The organism is Streptomyces hesseae, from assembly GCF_031845785.1.
In the GTDB taxonomy this organism is placed as follows: Bacteria; Actinomycetota; Actinomycetes; order Streptomycetales; family Streptomycetaceae; genus Streptomyces; species Streptomyces hesseae.
This window is the reverse complement of record NZ_JAVRFI010000001.1, coordinates 69,238-86,014: the sequence shown is the minus strand read 5'-3', so window position 1 is coordinate 86,014 and position 16,777 is coordinate 69,238. Positions and strand designations below refer to the sequence as shown.

Here is a 16,777-nt window from a genome sequence, read left to right as displayed (position 1 = left end):
TGGCATTTACATCTATCCAGGTGGTTGCTTGAGGACATCAAGCAATGGCCGGACCCCTCCCCACACCCTTCCCGCACCCTCCCCGCACCCGAGAACGAGGCACCATGCACCAGCTCGCCCCCGAGCCGCCCGCCGACGCCGTCGCCCGGCTCCGCGCCACCTTCCGCACGGGCCGCACCAAGCCCATGAGCTGGCGCGTCACCCAGCTGCGCGGCCTGCGCGCCATGCTCACCGAGCACCCCGCCGACCTCGTCGAAGCGCTCCACGAGGACCTGGGCAAGAGCTCCTACGAGGCATTCCGCACCGAGATCGACTTCACCATCCGCGAGATCGACCACACCCTCGACCACCTCGACACCTGGCTGCGCCCCGAGCCGGCACCGGTCCCGCCGCACCTCGCGGGGGCGACGGCGTGGACGCAGTACGACCCGCTGGGCGTCGTCCTGGTCATCGCCCCCTGGAACTACCCGGCCCAGCTGCTGCTGACCCCCATGGTGGGCGCGCTGGCCGCGGGCAACGCGGTCGTCGCCAAGCCCAGCGAGCTGGCCCCGGCCACCTCCGCCGCCCTCGCCAGGCTGCTGCCGCGTTACGTCGACCCGGACGCGGTCGCCGTCGTCGAGGGCGGAGTCCCCGAGACCACGGCGCTGCTGGCCGAGCGCTTCGACCACATCTTCTACACCGGCAACGGCACCGTCGGCCGCATCGTGATGACCGCCGCCGCCCGCCACCTCACCCCGGTCACCCTTGAGCTCGGCGGCAAGTCCCCCGTGTTCGTCGACCGCGACACCGACCTGGAGGCCGTCGCGGCCCGCCTAGCCTCCGGCAAGTTCCTCAACGCCGGCCAGACCTGCGTCGCGCCCGACTACGTCCTCACCGACCCGGACACGGCCCGCGCGCTCGAACCCGCCCTGATCCGGGCCGTCGAGGCGCTGTACGGCACCGACCCGGCCACCTCCGAGCGGTACGGGCGCATAGTCAACGAGCGCCACTTCGACCGCCTGACCGCCCTCCTCGGCTCCGGCCGCGTGGTGACCGGCGGCGCCGCCGACCGCGCCACGAAGTACCTGGCGCCGACGGTCCTGGCCGACGTCGACCCCGGCTCCCCGGTCATGAGCGAGGAGATCTTCGGCCCCATCCTTCCCGTCGTCACGGTCCCCGGCCTGGACGAGGCCATCGCCTTCATCAACGACCGCGACAAGCCGCTGGCGCTGTACGCCTTCACCGAATCGGACGAGACGCGGCGGCGCCTGGCGTCCGAGACCTCCTCCGGCGGCCTCGGGTTCGGCCTGCCCGTCGCCCACCTCACGGTCTCCGACCTGCCCTTCGGCGGCGTGGGCGAGAGCGGCATGGGCAACTACCACGGCCGCTACTCGATCGAGACGTTCAGCCACCGGAAAGCGGTGCTGGAGAAGCCGCTGGGCTGAGGAAAACGCTGCCCGAAGGCAGGGTTCCGGAGGGCAGACTTGGGTCAGCGGCCGGTCCCTCCCCGGGCGCCCGGGGAGGTCGTCATGAGGGTGATCGGCCTGATGTCGGGCACGTCGTACGACGCCGTCGACGCGGCGGCCGCCGACCTGAGCGTCGAGGCCGGCACCCTGCGCCTGACCCCGCTCGGCCTGATCAGCCAGGCGTACGACACCCGGCTCCGCGACGAACTCGCCGCCGCGCTGCCCCCGGCGGTCACGACGCTGGAGACCGTGTGCCGCCTGGACACCCGGATCGGCCAGGCGTTCGCCGAGCTCGCCGCGCGGGCCGACCGCGAACTGTGCGACGACCGGGCGGACCTCGTCGCCTCCCACGGACAGACCGTCTTCCACTGGGCGGACGGCGGCCGCGTCCACGGCTCGCTCCAGATCGGGCAGCCCGCCTGGATCGCCGAGCGCACCGGACGCCCCGTCGTCTCGGACCTCCGCCCCCGGGACATCGCGGCCGGCGGGCAGGGCGCCCCGCTGGTCGCCGCCGTGGACGTCATGTGGCTGCGCGACAGGCCGGGACGCCCCGTCGCCCTCAACCTCGGCGGCATCGCCAACATCACCGTCCCCGGCGACGACGGCCGCGAGCCCCTCGCGTACGACACCGGGCCCGCCAACGCCCTCGTCGACGCGGCCGTACGGCACCTCACCGGCGGCCGCCGGGACATCGACGCGGAAGGCGCCATGGCCGCCCGGGGCACCGTCCACCGGCCGCTCCTCGCCCGGCTGCTCGCCGAGCCGTACTACGCCCGCCCCGCACCCAAGACCACCGGCAAGGAGCTCTTCCACGAGGGCCACCTGCTGACCGCCCTCGACGGGCTCACCCTCCCCGCCGACGATGTCGTGGCCACCGTCACCGCGCTCACCGCGCACACCGTGGCCGACGCCGTCCGCTCCCACGCGGGAACCGAAGTCATCGCCTCCGGCGGCGGCACCCGCAACCCGACGCTGATGCGGATGCTCACCGCCGCACTGCCCGGCATCCCCGTCCGCACCTCCGACGCCCTGGGCCTGCCGGCGGCGGCCAAGGAGGCGTACGCCTTCGCCGTCCTCGGCTTCCTTACCCTGCACGGCCTGGCCGGCACGGTGCCCGCCTGCACGGGCGCCCGGCACGCCGCCGTCCTCGGCTCGCTCACCCCCGGGGCCGGACCGCTGCGGCTGCCCCCTCCGGTGCCGGGCGGCGCGCCCACCCGGCTGCGGGTGACGAGCCCACAACGGCTGCGGGGCGGGACCGGGCCGGATCGGCCGTTCGGCCGGTGACCGGCCCGCCGGGCCCGTTCTTTCGGCCGGGACGGCGACGGCCGGACGGCCGAGGCGGCGAGGGAGCGGCCGGTGGTTGGCTGGGGTGGTTGTCCGGCGGGCCGACGGCGCCCCTGCCTGTCTCGCGGATCCCGCGACATGGAGTGGAGGCAGCGGTGCTGCACGTGTTCTACCTGGTGGGTATCGCCGCCTTCGCGGCCAGCGGCGTCCTGGCCGCCCACGAGGCCCGGCTGGACCCCTTCGGCGGGCTGGTCCTGGCCTTCGCCGCGTCCATCTCCGGCGGCACCCTGCGCGATCTGATCCTCGGCCGGCACCCGCTGTACTGGACCCACGACTGGGTCCTGCTGGCCGTCATCGCGTCCGTCGCGGTGATCACCATGCTCTTCCTGCACCGCCGCGAGCTGCCGCGCCGTGCCCTGATGACCGTGGACGCGGTGGGCCTGGCCGTCGTCACGGTGATCGGCGCGCGGGCCGCCGTCGACGCGGGCGTCACCCCGCTCGCCGTCGTCATGCTGGCCGTCCTGACCGGGGTGACCGGAGAGGTCGTCCGCGATCTGCTCTGCGGCCAGTTCCCGCCCATCCTGCTGCGCGAGGAGATCTACGCGACCGCCGCGGTCGCCGGCGCCTGCTGCTACCTGCTCCTCCACTGGGCCGGAGCGGGAGCGGCCGTCACCGTCGTGGCGCCCGCCGCGCTGGTCTTCACCGTGCGCATGGCCGCCCTGTACTTCGGCCTCCATCTGCCCCGGCTCGCCCGCGCCCGCTGACCTGGGCGAGCACGGGAAAACCAGGCACCTGCCGGGTCAGCCGGGCGGCGAGTCCTCGGGCCGGACGACGCACAGGCCCCAGATGACGAAGGCGCAAATGGCGATCACCACGATCGACCAGAGCGGGTAATAGGGAATGGACAGGAAATTGGCGAGGATCAGCAGCGCCGCGACGGCGATGCCGAGGATCCTGGCCCAGAGCGTCACCTTGAACAGGCCGACGCCCACCATGATGGCAAGAATGCCCAGCAGTAGATGAATCCAGCCCCAGCTCGTCAGATTGAACTTGAAGACGTAATGGGGAGTGGAGACGAAGACACCGTCATGGACGATTCCCATGATGCCCCGGAAGAGATCCAGGAATCCCACGATCAGCATCATCACGGCGGCGAAGACGGTCAGCCCTTCGGCTGCGGCCTTGGAGCTGTCGCTACGGGGACCGAGGGTGGATGACATACGCCCACCTCCTTCTTGTCCATCGTCATCCGGGTGCGGAAGTGTCGCTAGGCGGGGCGGGATTCGCCGTTCACTTGCTGTGTGGGGACGAACGCGGAGGGTGGGTGAACGGGGTGCGGGGTGTGAGCCGGGCCATGAGAGGTGGGTCACCTACGTAGTGGGGTAGTGGGTGGGTGACCCGCCGGTGGGGTGCAATTCGGACATTCGGGGTCTGGTCTGGACCTTGTTTGTGGGGGTGTGGGGTAGTAGGTCACACCTTTGCCAGGGGGTTCGGGCGCCGCTAACAATTGCGGAGTCGCCTGGCGCCGTCGATCGAGAAACGGCGCTCTTGTTTGCGCCAATGACGGCCACCGGCGATTAAGCGATTGGAAGGGTTCAGCTCAGTTATGCGCTCCACCATCTCCGGCTATACCGCTCTGCCCAAGGCTCACAAGATCTCCGCCACCGCTGTCCTGGTGGCCGCTGGTGCCGCTGTGGCCCTGGCCGCCGTCCCGGCCACCGCCGCCGAGACCACTGGTGTGAAGACGGTGGCGCAGAGCGCGAACGAGTTCGGTGTCACGCAGCAGGCCGAGCTGGACAAGGCCACCGACGCCGCCACCGCCCAGGCCACCACCACGGCCACCGCCAAGAAGGCGGAGGCCAAGAAGGCCGACGACGAGCGCGCCAGCCGTTCCACCGAGCGCACCGCTCTGAAGCCCGCCACCAAGCCCGCCAAGGCCGCTCCGGCTGCCAAGGCCTACGGTGACAACCTGGACGGCTGGATCAAGCAGTCCCTGGACATCCTGAGCTCCAAGGGCATCCCGGCCTCCTACGACGGCATCAAGCGCAATGTGATGCGCGAGTCCACCGGCAACCCCCACGCCATCAACGACTGGGACGTCAACGCCGTCAACGGCGTCCCCTCCAAGGGCCTGCTCCAGATCATCGACCCGACGTTCAAGGCGTATCACGTCGAGGGCACCTCCTGGGACATCTACGACCCGGTCGCCAACATCACCGCCTCCTGCGCCTACGCCGCCGACAAGTACGGCTCCATGGACAACGTCAACTCCGCATACTGATCAACACCAAAGATCGCCACAGGGCGGCGGCACCCCACACCCAGGGCACCGCCGCCCTCCCCGTATACGCCCGCACGCTCCCTGTCACTCCGCGTGCTGCGGGGCGTCCGGCAGCCGCTCCCGCGATGCCTCCGGGGCGGGGGCGGTGGTGGTGCGGCGGGCCCAGGGGTAGTAGACGGCCGAGGTGACGGCGAGGCCGACGATCCACGAGACGTCCGCGCCGCCGAGCAGGGAGGTCAACGGTCCGGTGTACAGCTTCGTCGCCAGGAACGGCACCTGGGAGAGGATTCCGAGGGCGTAACAGCTGAGCGCCGGAACGTTCCAGCGGCCGTAGCGGCCGTCCGGGTCGTACAGCGCCGGGACGTCGACGCGCTCGCGTGAGACGAGGTAGTAGTCCACCAGGTTGATGGCGCTCCACGGCGTGAACACCGTGAGCAGCAGCAGGATGAAGTTCTTGAAGTTGTCGAGGAAGTCCGCGCTGGCCGCCATCGCGATGACCGTGGCCACCGCCGAGAAGCCCGTGATGTACGCGACGCGCGCGGCCGGTGTGATCCTCGAACGGCCGTCGAAGGCCGTCACGGTCGTGAGGACCGACATGAAACCGCCGTACGCGTTGAGGCAATTGGCCGTGACCTTGCCGACCAGCACCACCAGATACATGACGTAACCCAGGGCCGCCGGCCCGGCCAGCTCGCCGACGAAGCCGACCTGGTCGGACAGGAACCGGTCCCCGGCGACGGCGGCGATCAGGGCGCCCAGGGACATGGCCCACACGGAGCCGGTGACGGTGCCCGCGAAGGTCGCCCGGAACGTCGCGCGTTCGCTGGTCGACCGGGGCAGATAGCGGGAGTAGTCGGCCACGTACGGGCCGAACGTCAGCTGCCAGCCGGCGCCGAGGGAGACGGCGAGCAGGAACGTCGCGGCGTCGAAGGGCTTGACCCCCACGTGCTCGGAGACGTCGTAGCGGGTGAACACGGCGACCACGAGATAGCCCAGCCCCACGATGCCGGTCACGGTCGCCACGCGGCCCGCGAGGTGGATGAGCCGGTATCCGCCGACGGCGACCACGGCGGTGAGCGCGCCGAACACCGGAATCCCGAGCGTGGCGTCGGGCAGATGGAGGATCCTGCGGACGGCCTGCCCGGCCAGCACACTGCCCGTGGCGGCGAACCCGAGGTACATGAGGATCACCAGCACCAGCGGGAGCACGGCGCCGAACACCCCGAACTGCGCCCGGCTGGAGATCATCTGAGGCACTCCCAGCCGTGGCCCCTGAGCGGAGTGGAGGGCCATGACGACGCCGCCGAGAACGTTGCCGATCAGCAGGGCGGGGATCGCCCACAGCGCGTCGGCGCCGAAGACCACCGCCAGCGCGCCGTCGACGACCGCCGTGATCTGCATGCTGGCGCCGAACCACAGGGTGAACAGGCCGGCCGGCGAGCCGTGCCGCTCCTCCTCGGGTATCGGGTCGATCGTCCGGCGCTCCATGGCGAGAGGGGAGGGGGACGGGGACGGGGAGGGGGACGGGGGCGGTCGCTCCGGCGTCGTCGTCATGGGTGCCACACTCCTGGCTCGCGCGATGTTGCGCAGAATCTGGCACGGTGGGAAATCCCACGTCAACGCTTGGGAGCCGGGAGAGGGTTACGGGTTCGCGGGCCGTCCTCAGACTTCCGCGCGGTGGGTGATGGGCGCGTCGGAGCGGTCGCCCAGGAACTCGTACCAGCGGCGCTGGAGGCAGACGTAGCGTGTGTCGGCCTCGACGAGTTTGAGGAACGCCTCCACCGTCTCGGTGAGGCGTTGCTGATGCCCGGGGTCGGCCAGCGACCCGTCCTCCGTGAAGCCGTCGTACGAGCGGGCGAGGCTGAACATGTCCGGGTAGACGCGCGTGCCGAGGTGCTCCAGGGGCACCCGGAGGGCCCACAGCCCACGGTTGCCGCCGACGAGCGACGGGGAGGCGGAGACGAGCAGCGCGTGCTTGGTCTTGAACGCCTGCGGTTGTACGCGGGAGACCCAGTCGATGGCGTTCTTGAGGATGCCGGGCACGGAGGCGTTGTACTCGGGGGAGGAGATGACGAGGGCGTCGGCCCCCTCCATCCGTTCGTGCAGCGCGAGCGCGCCGGCCGGGACGCCCTGGGCCTCCTCCGCGTCCCCGTCGTACAGCGGCATGTCGAAGTCACGCATGGTGGCGAGGTCGGCGTCGGCCCCGGCCTCGGTGATCAGCCGGGCCACCAGGGAGGCGAGGCGGGCGTTGGTCGATCCGGCCCGCAGCGCGGCACCGAAGACGAGGACCCGCAGGGGACCGGGGCGGACGTCCGTGGCCATGAATCTGTCCCTCCGGCGGGTGGGTCGTGCGCCCGGCGGGGCGCCGTCCGGACCAGTGTGCTCCGGCTGCGGGCGGCGCGCGACGGGGCTGGGCCTTCCGGGCGAGAGAGCCGCCGGTGGGCCCGGGGGCACCGATTTGGTGGAAGGGCAGGGGGGCCGTGTAATGTTCTCCGTGTCGCCAGGGAGACCGCGAGGGAAGCCGGGTGGACAACAGAGCAGGACAACAGAACACGGGGCTATAGCTCAGTTGGTAGAGCGCCTGCATGGCATGCAGGAGGTCAGGAGTTCAATTCTCCTTAGCTCCACAGTGAACCGAGAGGCCGCCCGGAACGGGCGGCCTCTCGGTCTTTGTGCGTGAGGGCGCGCGTCAGCGCTTGCGGCGCTTCGCGATGGTCGTCATCACCACGGGGAGCAGCAGCTCCAGCGCCTTGGCGACGGTGGCGGGCGGCAGCCCGGTCCGCTTCGCGACGGCCTCGGCCACGGGCCGTGTGATCTTGCCGATGACGCCGGACATCAGTCCGCCGCCCAGTCCGCCCGCCAGTCCTCCGCCGAGCCCGCCGAGGCCCAGGGCCCCGCCGGGCGGCCCGCCCCCGGTCAGCTCGGCGGGGAGCTCGTCGACCGTGGCCGCCACGACCTGTTTGGCGCCCTCGGTGTCGGTGCCGAGCTCCTGGGCCAGCTCCTCGATCCGGTCGTCCCCCAGCTCGTCGAGCACGTCGGCTCGCAGCGAGTCATCTGCCATGCCGTCGACACTACGCCGACCCGTCGGCCTCGGTACCCAACGCGCTACCCGCCAAGCCGGTGACGCCCGTGCCCGGGCGGTACGTACGGATCAGGCGCCCGCCGGCGTCCGCTTCCCGCGCCCGAGCGTCAGCAGCACATGGGTGGCGACGCCGAGGACCAGCCCCCAGAAGGCCGAGCCGATGCCGAGGAGGGTGACACCGGAGGCGGTGGCCAGGAAGGTGACCAGCGCGGCTTCCCGGTCCCGCTCCTCCTTGACCGCGCCCGCCAGACCGCCCGCGAGGGCCCCGAAGAGGGCGACTCCGGCGATCGCGGCGACGAGCTCCTTCGGCAGGCCGGCGAAGAATGCCACGAGGGTCGTGCCGAAGGACCCGACGAGGAGGTAGAAGGCGCCGCACGCGACTCCGGCGACGTAGCGGCGCCGCGGGTCGCGGTGGGCCTCGGGGCCGGTGCAGATGGCGGCGGTGATGGCCGCGAGGTTGACGGCGTGCGACCCGAATGGGGCCAGCAGCGTCGACGCGATGCCGGTGGAGCCGATCAGCAGCCGGTCCTTCGCCTCGTAGCCCGACGCGCTGAGCACCGCCATGCCGGGGGCGTTCTGCGAGGCCAGCGTCGCCAGGGTCAGGGGCACCGCGATCCCGATCAGGGAGGCGACCGAGAAGGCGGGAGTGGTGAACACCGGCCGGGCGAGCTCGAAGTGGTCCAGGTGGATGTGGACGCGCGAGGTGGCCGTGGCGCACAGCGCCCCCGCGGCGAGCGCGAGGAGCACCGCGTACCGGGGGAGCCACCGCTTGCCCAGCAGATAGGCGAGCAGCACGGCGCCGGCGATCCAGGGCGCGGTGCGCAGGGAGGTGAACACACCGGTGCCGAAGGAGAAGAGGATGCCCGCGAGCATGGCCGAGACCACCGCCGTGGGCACCTGCCGCATCAGCCGTCCGAACACCCCGGTCAGCCCGACCAGGCTGATGACCAGGCCCGTGACGACGAACGCCCCGACCGCCTCCGCGTACGAGTAGGCGCCGAGGCTGGTGACCAGCAGGGCAGCGCCCGGGGTCGAGAAGGCCGTGATGACCGGCATCCTCGTGTACAGGCTGAGGGCTATGCAGGTCAGGCCGCTGCCTATGGATATGGCCCAGATCCAGGAGCCGGTCTGCGCCGTGTCGAGGCGTCCCGCCGACGCGGCGGCGAGCACGATGACGAGGGGGCCGGAGTAGGAGACGACGACGGCCACGAACCCCGCGAGGACGGCGGACAGCGAGATGTCGCGCGAGAGCCGCGGCCGGCCTTCCGCCGCTCTGCCGACCGGTGGTGACACGGCGTCAGGGGTGTCAGGGGCGTCGAGGGTGCCGGTGTCACGGGATTCGGTGCTCACGAGATGTCCTCCGTCGCGCGGTTCCACTGATTCCTCGGGCCGGCCACGGGCCCGGTGGGGGCCGCGAGGCCGGCCGGAGTCCAGGGCCGGACGGCGCTCCGGCGGCCGGAGCGTCCCCCACCTCGCACGCGGCGACCGTCGCACGGCAGCGTAGCGTCATGAACGGCTCCGGCCAGGGTTGTGATCGTTACGTCCGGGACGGCCTCGGCCCGATCCGGCCCGGCCCGGCTTCCGGCCCGGCCCTGTCCCGGGCTCACCCCAGTCGCCGGGCCAGCCACCTCAGCGTCGCCGTCCCCTGGGCGGCCTGGAAGGCCCGGAGGGTCGGCAGGCCGGGCGGGTCGGGGAGGAGCGACTGGCGGACGAAGTACCCGGCCAGCGCGGCGAGCACCGCGGTCACGCCCTCCGGGCCGGCGGCCCGGCCCAGGGGGTGCGCGGTGAAGACGGACTCAGGGTCGGGACCGCCCTGGGCCGCCACGCTCGGGAGCATCACCAGCAGGTCGAACCAGGGGGCGGCCCGCAGCGCGTGGGGCCAGTCGACGAACACCACCCGGTCGTCGGTGAGCAGGATGTTGTCGGCGCGCAGGTCGCCGTGGGCGAGACTGTCGCCGGTGGCGGGCTCCGCCCAGCCGGCCTCCAGGCCGGCCAGCAGCGCGAGCCGGTCGGCCGCCCACGGGTCGAGGCGCGCGGTGTCGCCCGCGGCGAGCAGGGACCGCCAGCCCGTGAACGCCTCCGCCTCGCTCTCCGCCACGGCGGGCACCTCGAACGGGGCCGGGGTCATGGCCCTGCTCAGCCCGTCGACGGCGGCGAGGACCCGGTCCAGTTCGGCGGGGAGCCAGGGGACGCGGGGCTGACGGCCCGCGATGTCCTCAAGGAGCAGGGCGACCCAGATCCCGTCGTCGTAGATGCCCAGCAGCCGTGGTGTGGGGGTGCCGGGCGGCATGGCGGCGGTGTTGCGGGCCTCGGCGCGGTGCAGCCGGGGGCTGTGGGCGTTCGTCTCGGCGCTGACGGCCTTGACGAAGGCGCGCCGGCCGTCGGCGAGCCGGACCCGGGCGGCGACGCCCGGTGAGAAACCGCCGCTCTGGCTATGCGCCTCGACGACGCGCCCGCCGAGGGTGTCCTCCAGGGCGCTGCGGACGGCAGGCGGCAGGTCGGCCCAGGGCCGGCGGACACCGGAGGCCGGGGGTGCGTTCGTCTTCATCCTCGTATGGTTGGCCACGGGGCGGGCGCGGGCCAACGGTTTTCCTTCCGGCCGCTCAGTCGGCGGGGCGGCCGGGGTCCTTGACGGCCGTGGCGACGGCGGTCAGGGGGAGCAGGGGCGGGCCGGTCCGCCGGTACGGCCGGGCCCGCAGGAGCGACGGCACGGTGTGCGCGATGTGCCAGCCGGCCGGCCGCAGCCCCGAGGCGCGCATCAGGGCCTCGACCTCGCGCCGGGTGCGCATGCGGCCGCGCTTGCGCGCGACGGCGAAGAAGGGCCGCAGCCAGCCGACGGCGAAGTGGTCGGCGATGACGGCGCACCCGTTCGCCCGGAGCACGCGGTGAATCTCCGTCAGCCCCTGCCGCTGGTCCGCCCAGTGGTGGAAGGAGAGGGTGCTGAGGACCAGGTCGAACGAGGCGTCGGGGAACGGGAGCCGCTCGGCGCGGCCCACCACGTAGCGCTCCCGGCCTGCCGCCCCGTCCCGCGCGGCGGCGGTGGCGTGGGCGAGGCGCACCATCGACGGCGCGGGGTCGACGCCGGTGAGGGCGCTGCCCGGGAAGCGGGTACGGGCCCCGCGCAGCAGCGCTCCGGTGCCGCAGCCGATGTCCAGGACGCTCGGCGGGCGGGGCGCGAGGGACCGGGCGTGGTCGAGGACCACGTGCTGGACGGGGTGGAAGTAGCGTTTCTGGAGCATGCTCGCGTCGTATGTGGGCGCCCAGGACTCGAAGTACCCCACGTCCTTGTCCTTGTTCTTGTCCTTGTCTGCGGGGGAGACGTTAGCCCGGGCCGGGTCGCCTCCGTAGTGGGCGACGACCTTGGGGTCCATCACCCGCCGCCACAGCGGTGGGAACCACGCGAGCGGGATCATGGACAGGTATCCGGCGGGCAGTCGCAGGGCCTCGTCGACGAGACGCAGCGTCTGGTAGTGGCGTCCGGGGGCGACATGGTGGTGGGAGTGCCGTGGCGCGTTGCACAGGAGGATGTTGCCGACGAGGGCGTTGCTGTTCCAGCTGTGCCGCGGGGCGGGGCGTTCGTGGCGCCCCGTCGCCCCGGCCTGCCTGAGCAGCCCGTAGTGCTGGATGTAGGAGGCGCTCTCCTGGATGAGTAGCGCCAGGGCCACCTGAACGGCCAGGTACGGCATGGGCCGGGACCCGAAGGCCGCGACGAGGCAGGCGTACAGGACCACGGTCGGCGCCCATGACCGGAAGAGCTCGTTGCGGACGTGCCAGGGCCCCCTGCCCTGGCGGGCGAGCCGCAGGACCTCCGACCGCCATCCCGCGCGGACCCGGCCCACGAGGACCCGGGGGAGGAAGGCCCAGAAGCCCTCGCCGAGCCGGGCGCTGGAAGGGTCCTCCGGGGTGGCGACGAGCGCGTGGTGGACCCGGCCGTGCTCGACGTAGTAGTGCCCGTACGCGAAAGGCGCGACGAGCAGCCTGCCCGCCCACCGCTCCGCGCGGAGCCGGCCGTGCCCGAGCTCGTGCGACACGGTGAACGCCACGCCGCCGCCCCAGCCCACGGCCAGCGCCAGCCCCAGCCCGTCCGGGACGGGGAACCCGGGGGCCGCCCACCGGGAGCACGACCATACGAGGGCGCCGAAGTACACGGGCACGAAGGCGTACAGGAGCGCGCGGTGGTACGGGCCGCGGTCGAGCAGCGCGTGGACGGAGGGCCGCGGGCCGAACGCGTCGGCGCCCACCAGCGCCTCCAGGACGGCCGCACCCACGACGGCCGCCTGGGGCACCCACCAGCCGTAGCGGCCGAGCCCGGCGGCGACGGCCAGGCCGGCGAGGAAGGGCAGGGCCGGTCCGAGCAGGAGGAGGGGCCAGAGGAGTTCCCTCGCCGCCGGAGGCAGCCGGGTCCTGTCCACGCTCACCTCCCCGTATGACACCGGGACACGAGTGGGCTACCCACGGTGAAGGGCCGGAATCGCCCTTGATGTCAACGTCCTGTCGTGATTCCGGGGAGGGTTGCCGGAGATCCTTGATCGAAGTGACGGGTAGGAAATTTCCTACCTATAGTGGGCTTCATGAACACCACCCACACCCGTTCCGCCCGGACCGAGGCTGCGACCGGGACACCGGAGGGTCGAGTTTTCGCGGCCCTGGCCAGCCCCGTGCGCCGTGAGGTGCTGCGGCTGCTGCGGGAGCGCGGGCCGCGGCCCGTCGCGGAGCTGGCGGGCCACTTCGACATGGCCAGACCCAGCTTCTCCGAGCACCTGCGGGTGCTGCGCGAGTGCGGGCTGGTGAGCGAGAACAAGGTGGGGCGCCAACGCTTCTACGCGCTGGAGGCCGCGCCCCTCTTCGAGGTGCAGGAGTGGCTGCATCCGTACGAGCGCTTCTGGCGCGACAAGCTGTCCGCCCTGCGGACGGTGCTCGACGAAATGGAGGACGAGAAGTCATGAACGAGCGAGGACTCATGAACGAGCACGACGACCTGACCGCGGTACGGGTCGACGAGTTCCTGCCGCACCCGCCCGCCAAGGTGTGGCGGGCCCTGACCGAACCCGAGCTGCTCGCCCAGTGGCTGATGCCCGGCGACTTCCGCCTGGAGGTCGGCCACCGCTACACCATGCGGGCCGCCGCCATGCCCGCCACGGGCTTCTCCGGCACCATCGCGGCCGAGGTCCTGGCCTTCGAGGACGCGAAGATGCTGCGGATCGGCTGGCAGGACGCCGATCCGGAGAACGGCGTCGAGGTCGACTGGACGATCACCTGGACCCTTCGGCCGGAGGGCCGGGGCACCCGGCTCTTCCTGGACCACGAGGGCTTCGACCCGGACAACCCGCTCCAGCAGAAGGCCCGCGCCATCATGGGCGGCGGCTGGCGCAGCCACGTCATGCGCTCCCTCCGGTCCTGCCTCGACCGTATGGAGGCCGCCTAGTCCGCCATACCCGTCGTACCCGCCGGAAAGACCCGAGGCCGGTTCCCGTGCGAAACGGGAACCGGCCTCGGATATACAGGCGGTGAAGGCGTGGCGGTCGCGGTCAGCGCGCCGCGACGGCCCGCTGACGCGTGTAGCCCACGACGGCCAGGGCCACCGCCAGGCCACCGGTGAAGTACAGCTGCACCCGGGTGTCGGCGTCGAGGGCCATGAGGGCCAGCGCCCCGGCCACCCCGGCCAGCGTCACCCACGTCAGATACGGGAAGCCCCACATCCGCACCACCAGACGCTCGGGCGCCTCGCGCTCCAGGCGGCGGCGCAGCAGCAGCTGGGAGACGGCGATGAAGCCCCACACCACCAGCACGACCCCGCCGACCATGTTCAGCAGCCAGGTGAAGACCGTGGTGGGGTACCAGTACGACAGCAGCACGGCGAAGAAGCCGAACGCGGACGACGCGAGCACCGCGCGCCGCGGCACCCCGCCCGAGACCTTGCCCAGCGCCTTGGGGCCCTGGCCGCGCGAGACCAGCGAGTAGGCCATGCGCGAGGAGCCGTAGATGTTGGCGTTCATGGCAGACAGCAGCGCGATCAGCACGACCACGTTCATGATCTGGCCGCCGCCGGGGACGCCCAGGCGTTCGAGCACGGCGGCGTACGGGCCGTCCTCGGTGACGGACTTGTCGTTCCACGGGATGAGCGTGACGATGGCGAGCATCGAGCCGACGTAGACGATGCCGATGCGCCACATCGTCGTCCGCACGGCCTTGGCCACGCCGCGCACCGGGTCCTCCGACTCGGCGGCCGCGATGGTCACCGTCTCCAGGCCGCCGTACGCGGCGAGCGAAGCCAGCAGGCCGATGAGCAGCCCGTTCATACCCGTGGGCAGGAACCCGCCGTCGCCGGTGAGGTGCGCCGTGCCGGGGGAGTCCGTGCCGGGCAGGACGCCCAGGACGGCGAGGGTGCCGAGGATCAGGAAGAGCGCGATGGCGCCGATCTTCAGGGCGGCGAACCAGAACTCGAACTCGCCGAAGTGCGCGACCGCGCCCAGGTTGGCGCCGCAGAACAGCGCCATGAAGAGCAGGACCCACAGCCAGGACGGGGTGCCCGGCAGCCACCCCTGCACGATGTGGGCGGCGCCGATCGCCTCGATCGCCACGCCCACGACCAGCAGGGTCCAGAACATCCAGCCCGCCGTGAAACCGGCCCACGGGCCGATCGCCCGGTCGGCGTGCACGGAGAAGGAGCCGGAGGCCGGATTGGCGGCGGACATCTCGCCGAGCATCCGCATCACGAACATCACGAGCAGACCGGACGCGGCGTACGCGAGCACGATCGACGGGCCGGCGGCGGCGATGCCGGCGCCCGAGCCGACGAAGAGGCCCGCGCCGATGACGCCACCGAGGGCGATCATCGAGAGGTGCCGCTGCTTGAGCCCGTTCGACAGCGGGGAGCCCTGCTGAGGGGGGCTCTCCACCGGCGGGGGAGGAGACGGGAGTGTCCGGCTCATGGTCGCTACCTGTCCAATATCCGAGATTGAGGAGTCTCGAGTATGGAGAAGCCGGCGAGGGCCCGGTCGGTGCGTCCGATATCCGGACGGTCGCTTCACGCAGGGTGATCGCCGGACAGCGCGCGCATTAATGTGGGGACCATGATCGATGCTGATGACATCCGCCGTATCGCGTTGTCCCTGCCGGAAACCGTGGAGAAGGAGGCATGGAGCATGCCCACCTTCCGCGTCGCGGGAAAGATGTACATCACGATCCCCGACGACCAGACCTCCTTCGCCGTCCGCTGCCCCAGACACGAGCGGAGCGAACTGATCGCGGCCGAGCCGGAGAAGTTCTGGGTGCCGCCGCACGAGGCGAGCTCCTCATGGGTGCGCGTACGCCTCGCCGCTCTGGAGGACATGGACGAGCTGCGCGACATCCTCGTGGACTCCTGGAAGCAGGCGGCGCCCGAGAGACTGCTGGAGGCGCTGCCCGCCGCCCTGCGCTCCGGCGACGCCTGACCGGGCCCGGGGGAGGGAAACACCATGCGGTACGCCAAGAGCGCCGACGGAGCCCGGATCGCCTACCAGGTGCGGGGAGCGGGCGAGCCCCTGCTCCTGCTGGCCGGACAGGGCAACACCCACCACTGGTGGGACGGCGTCATCGACGACTTCGACACCGCCCACCGCACCATCACGCTCGACTACCGGGGGACCGGCGAGAGCGACCGGCCCGACGAGCCCTACAGCACCGAGGGGTTCGCCCGGGACGCGATCGCGGTGCTCGACGACCTCGGCGTCGAACGGGCCCACGTCTACGGCACGTCCATGGGCGGCCGCGTCGCCCAGTGGCTCGCCGCCCGCCGGCCGGACCGCGTCCGGGCCCTCGTGCTCGGCTGTACGTCCCCCGGCGGACCGTACGCGGCCGACCGGGGCGACGACGTGCGCCGGTCGCTGGCCCGGCCCGCCCCCGAGGGCCTGCGGGCCCTGCTGGACCTGATGTACACACCGGCCTGGCTCGCCACCCACACCGGCCCGTACCACACGCTCGGCGACCCCACCATGACGCCGAAGGACCGGCTGCGGCACCTGATCGCCAGCGAGCGGCACGACGCGTGGGACGCGCTCCCCGGCATCCAGGCGCCCACGCTCGTGGTGCACGGCGACGACGACCTGCTCAACCCCACCGCGAACGCCGCCCTGCTCGCGGAGCGCGTGCCCGGCGCCCGGCTGTGCCTGATCCCCGGGGCGCGGCACGCCTACTTCGAGGAGTTCCGGTCCGTCGCGGGCCCGCTCGTCCTGGACTTCCTCCGGGAGCACGAGCGGGCCTGACGGGGCGCGGGGCGTGGCCTACCGCTTGGGCTTGGGCTTGCCGTGCCAGGCGTGGTGGCCCCTCGGGTGGTGGCCCTCGGGGTGGCCGGCCTTCGGGTGGTGGCCCTTCGGGTGGTCGCTCTTCGGGCCCGTGCCCTTGGGGTCGGCACCCTTGGGGTTCGTGCCCTTGGGGTTGGTGCTCTGCGCCGCCTTGTCCTCGGCGGTCGGCGGCTTGATCCAGCCCTTCTTCACCAACTGGTCGCAGTGCCACTTGGCGTGGTCGGCGGTCTCCTTGCGCTGCTTGACGGCCGCGTCCATGCAGTCCTTGTAGGGCCAGGGCGGGTCGGCGCGCAACTGGGCCCGGTGGTGCGAATCCCGGTCGACCTGGGCGGCGGCGGCCGGGGTGCTCATGACGCCGACCGTGGCCACCGCGGCCAGAGCGATGCTCATCCAGCGCACAGCG

General features: G+C 72.2%; 17 protein-coding genes and 1 tRNA gene. 9 read left to right on the top strand and 9 right to left on the bottom strand.

Annotated features, from left to right (window positions below; translation table 11 throughout):
* The first annotated feature begins 104 nt into the window (after positions 1 to 104).
* The 3 genes from RM609_RS00355 (at position 105) to RM609_RS00345 (ending at position 3,493) form a co-directional block, all read left to right on the top strand.
* Positions 105 to 1,424 (top strand): aldehyde dehydrogenase family protein, encoded by a 1,320-nt coding sequence (locus tag RM609_RS00355; protein WP_311606858.1) that lies wholly within the window; start codon positions 105 to 107, stop codon positions 1,422 to 1,424.
* 84 nt (positions 1,425 to 1,508) lie between these two features.
* The gene (locus RM609_RS00350) at positions 1,509 to 2,729 is read left to right on the top strand and encodes an anhydro-N-acetylmuramic acid kinase (RefSeq protein WP_311606857.1); all 1,221 of its coding nucleotides are present in this window, start codon (positions 1,509 to 1,511) and stop codon (positions 2,727 to 2,729) included.
* Positions 2,730 to 2,884: 155 nt separating this feature from the next.
* Complete coding sequence (locus RM609_RS00345) at positions 2,885 to 3,493, top strand: trimeric intracellular cation channel family protein (protein WP_311606856.1); 609 nt, start codon at positions 2,885 to 2,887, stop codon at positions 3,491 to 3,493.
* 36 nt (positions 3,494 to 3,529) lie between these two features.
* Here RM609_RS00345 and RM609_RS00340 read toward each other — a convergent pair whose 3' ends face one another.
* Positions 3,530 to 3,949: a DUF7144 family membrane protein gene (locus RM609_RS00340; protein ID WP_311606855.1), complete on the bottom strand. Its 420-nt coding sequence runs from the start codon at positions 3,947 to 3,949 to the stop codon at positions 3,530 to 3,532.
* Between the two features lie 386 nt (positions 3,950 to 4,335).
* On the opposite strand from RM609_RS00340, the gene RM609_RS00335 reads away from it, so the two are divergent.
* Positions 4,336 to 5,010, top strand: coding sequence for a transglycosylase SLT domain-containing protein (locus RM609_RS00335; RefSeq protein WP_311606853.1), 675 nt, complete (start codon positions 4,336 to 4,338; stop codon positions 5,008 to 5,010).
* 84 nt (positions 5,011 to 5,094) lie between these two features.
* On the opposite strand, the gene RM609_RS00330 is transcribed toward RM609_RS00335, so the two are convergent.
* Positions 5,095 to 6,564: a purine-cytosine permease family protein gene (locus RM609_RS00330; protein WP_311606851.1), complete on the bottom strand. Its 1,470-nt coding sequence runs from the start codon at positions 6,562 to 6,564 to the stop codon at positions 5,095 to 5,097.
* Positions 6,565 to 6,672: 108 nt separating this feature from the next.
* The gene (locus RM609_RS00325) at positions 6,673 to 7,332 is read right to left on the bottom strand and encodes an NADPH-dependent FMN reductase (RefSeq protein WP_311606850.1); all 660 of its coding nucleotides are present in this window, start codon (positions 7,330 to 7,332) and stop codon (positions 6,673 to 6,675) included.
* A 232-nt stretch (positions 7,333 to 7,564) separates the two neighbouring features.
* Between RM609_RS00325 and RM609_RS00320 the strand changes: the two genes are divergently transcribed.
* Positions 7,565 to 7,637: transfer RNA gene (locus RM609_RS00320), tRNA-Ala, on the top strand.
* Between the two features lie 62 nt (positions 7,638 to 7,699).
* Here the strand turns inward: RM609_RS00320 and RM609_RS00315 are convergent.
* The 4 genes from RM609_RS00315 to RM609_RS00300 form a co-directional block, all read right to left on the bottom strand.
* A complete protein-coding gene (locus tag RM609_RS00315) occupies positions 7,700 to 8,071 on the bottom strand; it encodes a DUF937 domain-containing protein (protein ID WP_311606848.1) in 372 nt (123 codons plus the stop codon).
* A 90-nt stretch (positions 8,072 to 8,161) separates the two neighbouring features.
* Complete coding sequence (locus RM609_RS00310) at positions 8,162 to 9,385, bottom strand: benzoate/H(+) symporter BenE family transporter (protein ID WP_311607622.1); 1,224 nt, start codon at positions 9,383 to 9,385, stop codon at positions 8,162 to 8,164.
* A 310-nt stretch (positions 9,386 to 9,695) separates the two neighbouring features.
* On the bottom strand, positions 9,696 to 10,640 hold the full coding sequence (locus RM609_RS00305; RefSeq protein ID WP_311606847.1) for a phosphotransferase: 945 nt from the start codon (positions 10,638 to 10,640) through the stop codon (positions 9,696 to 9,698).
* A 55-nt stretch (positions 10,641 to 10,695) separates the two neighbouring features.
* On the bottom strand, positions 10,696 to 12,504 hold the full coding sequence (locus RM609_RS00300) for a fatty acid desaturase (protein WP_311606845.1): 1,809 nt from the start codon (positions 12,502 to 12,504) through the stop codon (positions 10,696 to 10,698).
* Between the two features lie 159 nt (positions 12,505 to 12,663).
* Here RM609_RS00300 and RM609_RS00295 point away from each other — a divergent pair, with 159 nt between their 5' ends.
* Both RM609_RS00295 and RM609_RS00290 read left to right on the top strand, forming a co-directional pair.
* On the top strand, positions 12,664 to 13,038 hold the full coding sequence (locus tag RM609_RS00295) for an ArsR/SmtB family transcription factor (RefSeq protein ID WP_311606843.1): 375 nt from the start codon (positions 12,664 to 12,666) through the stop codon (positions 13,036 to 13,038).
* A complete protein-coding gene (locus RM609_RS00290; RefSeq protein ID WP_311606842.1) occupies positions 13,035 to 13,517 on the top strand; it encodes an SRPBCC family protein in 483 nt (160 codons plus the stop codon). Before RM609_RS00295 ends, RM609_RS00290 begins: the two co-directional genes overlap by 4 nt.
* A 103-nt stretch (positions 13,518 to 13,620) precedes the next feature.
* On the opposite strand, the gene RM609_RS00285 is transcribed toward RM609_RS00290, so the two are convergent.
* Complete coding sequence (locus RM609_RS00285) at positions 13,621 to 15,024, bottom strand: amino acid permease (protein WP_311606840.1); 1,404 nt, start codon at positions 15,022 to 15,024, stop codon at positions 13,621 to 13,623.
* Between the two features lie 141 nt (positions 15,025 to 15,165).
* Here RM609_RS00285 and RM609_RS00280 point away from each other — a divergent pair, with 141 nt between their 5' ends.
* Entirely contained in the window at positions 15,166 to 15,525 is a 360-nt protein-coding gene (locus RM609_RS00280; protein ID WP_311606839.1) for an MmcQ/YjbR family DNA-binding protein, read from the top strand.
* A gap of 24 nt (positions 15,526 to 15,549) precedes the next feature.
* Positions 15,550 to 16,335 (top strand): alpha/beta fold hydrolase, encoded by a 786-nt coding sequence (locus tag RM609_RS00275; protein ID WP_311606837.1) that lies wholly within the window; start codon positions 15,550 to 15,552, stop codon positions 16,333 to 16,335.
* A gap of 18 nt (positions 16,336 to 16,353) precedes the next feature.
* On the opposite strand, the gene RM609_RS00270 is transcribed toward RM609_RS00275, so the two are convergent.
* Positions 16,354 to 16,773, bottom strand: coding sequence for a hypothetical protein (locus RM609_RS00270; RefSeq protein ID WP_311606836.1), 420 nt, complete (start codon positions 16,771 to 16,773; stop codon positions 16,354 to 16,356).
* Positions 16,774 to 16,777: the final 4 nt, after the last annotated feature.